The following is a 6,333-nucleotide window of genomic DNA, read 5'->3' on the forward strand; positions in this document are numbered from 1 at the left end:
TGGTATATTATATAGAGATATGGAAATAGGAAGAAGGAACATTTAAGATGATAGTACAAACAAACGAAGAGTTAGAAGCGTTAAAGAAAATTGGGCGAATTTGTGCTGAAATTCGTGAGGCCATGAAAGCAGCAACAAAACCGGGAATCACAACGAAAGAATTAGACGAAATTGGCGGCCGTATGTTTGCTGAAGCTGGAGCAATATCAGGCCCTAAAGGCGAGTATGATTTCCCTGGATATACTTGTATTAGTGTGAATCATGAAGTTGCACATGGTATCCCTGGTTCTCGTGTGATTAACGAGGGTGATATCGTGAATATCGATGTATCGGGTTCTTTGGATGGGTATTTTGCCGATACAGGAATTTCTTTTGTAGTGGGAACTGGACATCCTGAAAAAGAAAAACTTTGCAAAGTCGCAAAGTCTGCTTTTGACCGTGCCATGACAAAAGTAAAAGCAGGTTCGAAGTTAAATCAAATCGGCAAAGCGGTGGAACGTGAAGCGAAGGATAATGGACTGACGGTAATCATGAATTTAACTGGTCATGGAGTCGGCCGTGCGCTACATGAAAAGCCGGACCATGTTTTAAATTATTTTGATGCATGGGATACGACAATTTTAAAGGATGGAATGGTGCTGGCAGTGGAGCCATTTATTTCTGAAAAGGCGGAGCATATTGTAGAAGCCGGAGATGGTTGGACTTTCATTACTCCGGATAAATCCCTCGTTGCACAAATTGAGCATACAATTGTAGTCACTAAGGATAAACCAATTATTATTACACAAATTGAAGATTAAAAAAAAGCCTGATCATTTGAGTTGATACCAAATGATCAGGCTTTTTCATGTCGCCTACTTTGTGGGATTGTACCCTTTTTTAATTAGGAACACACCGACAAGCATCACGCCAACCAAGAATAGGGCGGCAGTCGTTACTAAAAGTTCCTCAAGTCCGTTCTGAACGGCAATTCCGATATAACACCATATAAAGACTATAGGAAAAGCGATATCAAAATGATGGTACCTTAGGTGAAGTGCAATGGCCGTACAGAACGTCATTACAATCACTGCCCAAAGAGCATTGCTTATTCCAAAGCCAGACCACTGGTAATGTACCAAAAGGTAACAGCAATGCAGGATTAATAAGAAGGTGGACCAACCAAAGAAAATGGCAATTGGCATTCGTAATGTAAACAATTCTTTTTTCAATGGATATGAGAAATAGAGTACGAATAACGTGATAACGTGCAGCAATAAAATCACCGTTGATAAGATGGAATAATTATTATGCCAGCTCCAAAGCGAGGCGATATGTAGAATTATTGCAACCAAGAAAAGTATTGTTTGTGTATTCGTTATAAAAAGATTAGTCCGGCGTAACTTGGAATAGTGATAAATCCATAGGAAAAGAAATATAAAAATAATAATCCATATGTAATAAACATAATTTGCTGGTGCTAATAATAATGGCAAATGGTTTATAATATCAATCGTTGAATGCCCATTAAATTGTAGCCAATATGCATTTATCGTATAAAGTGTGGCTACAATGACCGAAATAGATATTAAAAATAGTCGTGTCACTCATTCCCCCCCTTTCTTAAAATTATATACATTAACAAAGCTTTGAACAACATTTTCCAATAACATACAATCTCTTGTATAATATTTAGTAAAAAGGGGTATTGGTGATGAAGAGGATAGAAGAGTTACAATTAGAAATAACAATCGATAAAAAAGTATACAAAAAAGAACTAGAAAAGCTCCAATATGAAATGCTTACTATCCAAAAATTCCTATTCAAAAATAAGATTGGATTAATTCTTGCTTTCGAAGGAATGGATGCTGCCGGCAAGGGTGGTGCGATTAAAAGAGTAACCGAAACACTGGATCCTCGTGGGTTTAGCGTGCATCCAATCGCAGCGCCGGAAGCCCATGAAAAAAGATATCATTATTTACAACGGTTTTGGCGGAAATTGCCTCAACACGGGCAAATTGGAATATTCGATCGATCGTGGTATGGGAGAGTTTTGGTGGAGAGAGTTGAGGGGTTTGCAAAAAATGATGAGTGGGCAAGAGCCTATGATGAAATCAACGCCTTCGAAAAGACGCTAACGGATGAGCGATATATCGTTATTAAATTTTGGCTCCATGTTGATAAAGAAGAACAGTTAGCGCGATTTAAAGAACGTCAAAATAATCCGCTGAAGGCATGGAAACTGACGCAAGAAGACTGGCGGAATAGGGAAAAGTTTGATGAATATGTGGTGTGTGCAAATGAGATGTTCAAAAAAACAGATACAATTAACGCACCATGGATACTGGTTTCGGGAAATAATAAGCAGTATGCTCGCATAAAAGTATTAAGAGAAACCATTAACCATGTAAAGCAAGCAGCTGGCCAAATAGGGTTATCAATAGCCGATTTTTAAAATAAAAGCAGGAATCTATAAGTCATAGCTTGAAAAATGAAATAGAGGCTATACAAAATAATGGAACAGTATAAGTGGCGATAAACACTTCTGGAAAGGCTTAAGGGTGCTTATATGATGGTGAAAAAGTTTTTAAATTTATTACATAAAAAGGGTGATAAATTGGTCAAGATTGAGGGGGATCGCTTATTATTACGCACCTTTGTGGAATCGGATGCTAAAAGTTTAGCAGATCTCATGAGAAGAAATAAATATTTTTGGTCTATACATGAGCCACTTCATGAAGAGGAATTTTACACTGAAGAAGCACAGTTCAAGAAAATATTGGAAAGTATCCATTTGCTGCGTGCAAACCGTGAATATTCATTTGGAATTTATCCGAAAGGTAGCAACGTATTAATTGGTCATATCTCTCTGTATGCGATTAAAAGACTTCCGTACAATAGTGCCTTTATTGGCTATTCCATTGATGAAAAGTATACACGCAAAGGCATTGCGACAGAAGCTGTAAAAACGGTTATTCAATTTGCATTCCGAAATGTAAAATTGCATCGAATTGAAGCGTATGTATCGCCAAAAAATTCAGGTTCGATCAAAGTGCTTGAAAATGCTCAATTTGTCCGTGAGGGTTTATTGAGGGAGCTTTTATATATTAATGGAAGTTGGGAAGATCATTATTTATACTCTCTACTACAAGATGATTTCCGAAATTAAGAGGGCCATCCTACATAAAATGGAATCTGCCAAAAGAGGGCAGTGCATTTTATTAGGATAGCCCTTTTATTTTTTGAATCGAATTATTTTTGAATGTTTGAAGTATCTTCTAAATAGATATTTCCATCGGCAAGTAAATCTAATTTGCCTGTATTTGGATCGATGACTAGCCCATGAACCGGTGTCATCTTTGGCATTAAGGGGTGGTTGCGGATAAGATCCACACTTTTTAAAACACTTGTCGAGACATCCCCGAAACCGCGCAGCCATTCCACTATGTCGATGCCTGAATATTTCACGGTATCAATGATTTCTTCACTAATTCCACGTTCTACCATATGACCGATCATTACTTCCGGGTCAATGGCACTCATTCCACAATCATGATGTCCGATAACATACACTTCGTCTGCTTTTAATTCATACACAGCTACTAATATACTTCTCATTATCGCGCCGAATGGATGGCTAACTTGAGCCCCTGCACTTTTGACGATTTTAACGTCGCCATTGCGCATATTCATTGCTTTCGGAAGTAATTCAACTAGACGGGTATCCATACAAGTAAGGATAACCGATTTTTTATCAGGATACTTAGAGGTGATAAAAGGCTCGTACTGTTTAAATTTTACAAAAGAATCATTAAAACTAAGAATTTCATTTAAGGAAGTCCCCATTTTCTACAACTCCTATTCTTCATTTATACGAATTATTATATACGAAAAAAGCCAGCAAAACTCGTTTAAGAGTTTTGCCGACTTAATATTTTAGAATTTTTCAGTTGGTTTTGGATCGATTTTTACTGAAGATTTAGAATCTAATCCAACGCGTAAATAATGAATGAACATTGCCATCGCAATCATTAACACAACGAAAAAGCCTGTTACAGTTGAAATAAACATACCCATTGTTGAAAGACTCCTTTCTAAATTAACAATTGTCATTGAAACTTATTATACTATATATCTAATAGGAATTGTAAGGAGAAACGAAAAATTCTCCTGCCAATTTCATGTAGGCGGTAGAACGAATACCTATTCATTAAATTTATGACTATTATTAATAAGGAACATTATGAATTTCATATTTTGTAAAGATGTTTGGGCAAATTTTGAACGTGTGAAAATCCACTTGTGAAAATTTTACATATGTCATTTTTAGTGATATTTATTCGAAAGTTTGAAGAATTTTTGAAATAAATTTAACTTGTTTCAATCATTCTGTCATATAACTGTAAAAAAAATAGATTCTATGTCGAAAAAAAGAGTAGTAGAAGATTTGGAGGAACGTATATGGATATATCAACGATAGTCGGGATCATACTCGGAATTATTGCTGTTTTTGTCGGAATGGTAGTAAAAGGTGCAAGCTTAAGTATTTTAATTAACCCTGCAGCCTTTTTAATAATAATTGTCGGAACAATCGCTACAATAGCTGTGGCATTTCCGATGAACGAGTTAAAAAGAATACCCAAGTTATTTAAAATTCTTTTCACGCAACAAAAGCTTACAAACGAAGTTGAAGTTATCAAAATGTTTTCCCAGTGGGCGGATTTAGCGCGCCGCGAAGGGTTGCTGGCACTTGAAAGTAAAGCAAGTGAAGTGGAAGATCCATTCTTGAAGAATGGGTTAACATTGGCAATCGACGGTCAAAATGCTGATTATATTCGTGATGTGTTAACAGAAGAAGTGGAAGCAATGGAAGAGAGACATACGAGTGGGGCACTGATTTTCTCGCAAGCAGGTACATATGCACCAACCTTGGGGGTACTTGGTGCGGTTGTTGGTCTAATGGCTGCATTAGGGGATATGAGTGATATCGATAAATTAGGACATGCCATTACGGGTGCATTCGTTGCCACGTTACTTGGTATTTTCACCGGGTATGTACTTTGGAATCCTTTTGCAAATAAGCTAAAACGCAAATCAGCCGAGGAAGTAAAATTAAAGAGTTTAATGATTGAAGGGATTTTATCGGTATTGGAAGGTGAAGCCCCTCGCGTGATTGAACAAAAGCTGGCATCTTATTTACCAACGGAGGAACGCCGTAAAATCACAGACGAAAGCGGGGCGGGTGGTAATGGCAAAGAAAGCTAAAAAGAAAAAGCATGATGAGCATGTCGATGAATCATGGCTATTACCTTACTCTGACTTGATGACACTATTGTTGGCCCTGTTTATCGTATTATTTGCCTCAAGCTCAATCGACCAAGAAAAACTTACTAAGATGTCAAATGTATTCAATGAGATTTTGACCGGTGGCACTGGTGTTATGGACCATACGTCGGTAGTTGAAATACCAAATACTGCGGTGGATGGGGTTTCCGAAGAACAGGCAGCCTACCTTCAAGATCAGAAAGAATTGCAGGAAATTCAGGAACGGTTGGATAGTTTTATTGCCGTAAATGAATTAGAGAGTACATTCGCAACAAAAATGACAGACGAGGGATTATTAATAACAATTCGTGATAGCATTTTATTTGATCCAGGTCAGGCAGAGGTAAAACAAGATTATGTAGCCATTGCTGATGAGTTGTCTAAAATCTTGCAACTAGATCCAGCAAGACATATTGTGGTAACGGGACATACTGACAATATTCCACAAAACACAGCGGAGTTCAGCTCAAACTGGGAACTATCCGTCATGCGTGCGGTTAACCTGATGAAGTTGATTATTGACAATAATCCAGAGCTTGATCCAAAGTACTTCAGTGCTAAAGGTTACGGTGAATTCAACCCGATCGCCTCAAATGACACAGCAGAAGGACGAACTCAAAACCGTCGTGTAGAAGTACTTATACAACAATTGGTGCAAGAAGATGGCACTAAAGTAAATGAATAAATTAGCATAAAGTCAAGACTCGGAAGTAGATTTCTTCCGGGTCTTTTTGTTGTTGAGAATGTTAGCACTAAAAACTCTTAGATTTCGCGCTGACAGCTCTTAAGCACGAAGTTACGGAATTGTGTATAAGAGCCCTGTTCTCTATTGGACAAATAGCTCCGAACCGGTCGAGAATTGTGCGTGAGGCTGGTTCTATAGACAAATAATTCCCGAATAGCAGAGAATTGTCCCTTAGCCTGGTTCTATTGGACAAATAAAATCGAACTCGTTGAGAATTGTCCAAAGAGCAGTTCTATTGGACAAATAAAACCGAACTCGTTGGGAATTGTCCGTGAGAGCGGTTC

Annotated in this window: 8 protein-coding genes; 5 read left to right on the forward strand and 3 right to left on the reverse strand. The window is 37.7% G+C overall.

The genetic code is table 11. The annotated features are described in order from the left end of the window. Positions 1–47 precede the first annotated feature (47 nt). Positions 48–800: a type I methionyl aminopeptidase gene (map, locus tag CD33_RS05715; protein ID WP_036198902.1), complete on the forward strand. Its 753-nt coding sequence runs from the start codon at positions 48–50 to the stop codon at positions 798–800. Positions 801–854: 54 nt separating this feature from the next. Here map and CD33_RS05720 read toward each other — a convergent pair whose 3' ends face one another. After that, a complete protein-coding gene (locus CD33_RS05720) occupies positions 855–1,586 on the reverse strand; it encodes a TspO-related membrane protein (RefSeq protein ID WP_036198904.1) in 732 nt (243 codons plus the stop codon). Positions 1,587–1,690: 104 nt separating this feature from the next. Between CD33_RS05720 and CD33_RS05725 the strand changes: the two genes are divergently transcribed. Further along, a complete protein-coding gene (locus tag CD33_RS05725) occupies positions 1,691–2,434 on the forward strand; it encodes a polyphosphate kinase 2 family protein (RefSeq protein ID WP_052130033.1) in 744 nt (247 codons plus the stop codon). A 117-nt stretch (positions 2,435–2,551) separates the two neighbouring features. Further along, positions 2,552–3,148: a GNAT family N-acetyltransferase gene (locus CD33_RS05730; protein WP_176400116.1), complete on the forward strand. Its 597-nt coding sequence runs from the start codon at positions 2,552–2,554 to the stop codon at positions 3,146–3,148. Positions 3,149–3,231: 83 nt separating this feature from the next. On the opposite strand, the gene CD33_RS05735 is transcribed toward CD33_RS05730, so the two are convergent. Then, positions 3,232–3,825, reverse strand: coding sequence for a beta-class carbonic anhydrase (locus CD33_RS05735; RefSeq protein WP_036198909.1), 594 nt, complete (start codon positions 3,823–3,825; stop codon positions 3,232–3,234). Between the two features lie 90 nt (positions 3,826–3,915). Continuing rightward, on the reverse strand, positions 3,916–4,056 hold the full coding sequence (locus CD33_RS20140) for a hypothetical protein (RefSeq protein WP_156967297.1): 141 nt from the start codon (positions 4,054–4,056) through the stop codon (positions 3,916–3,918). Positions 4,057–4,440: 384 nt separating this feature from the next. Between CD33_RS20140 and motA the strand changes: the two genes are divergently transcribed. Both motA and motB read left to right on the forward strand, forming a co-directional pair. Continuing rightward, entirely contained in the window at positions 4,441–5,244 is an 804-nt protein-coding gene (gene motA / locus CD33_RS05740; protein ID WP_036198911.1) for a flagellar motor stator protein MotA, read from the forward strand. Then, positions 5,228–5,989: a flagellar motor protein MotB gene (motB, locus tag CD33_RS05745; protein ID WP_036198914.1), complete on the forward strand. Its 762-nt coding sequence runs from the start codon at positions 5,228–5,230 to the stop codon at positions 5,987–5,989. The genes motA and motB overlap by 17 nt, the downstream gene beginning before the upstream one ends. The last annotated feature ends 344 nt before the right edge of the window (positions 5,990–6,333 follow it).

The sequence above is a fragment of the Ureibacillus sinduriensis BLB-1 = JCM 15800 genome (assembly GCF_000772955.1).
Lineage (GTDB): Bacteria > Bacillota > Bacilli > Bacillales_A > Planococcaceae > Ureibacillus > Ureibacillus sinduriensis.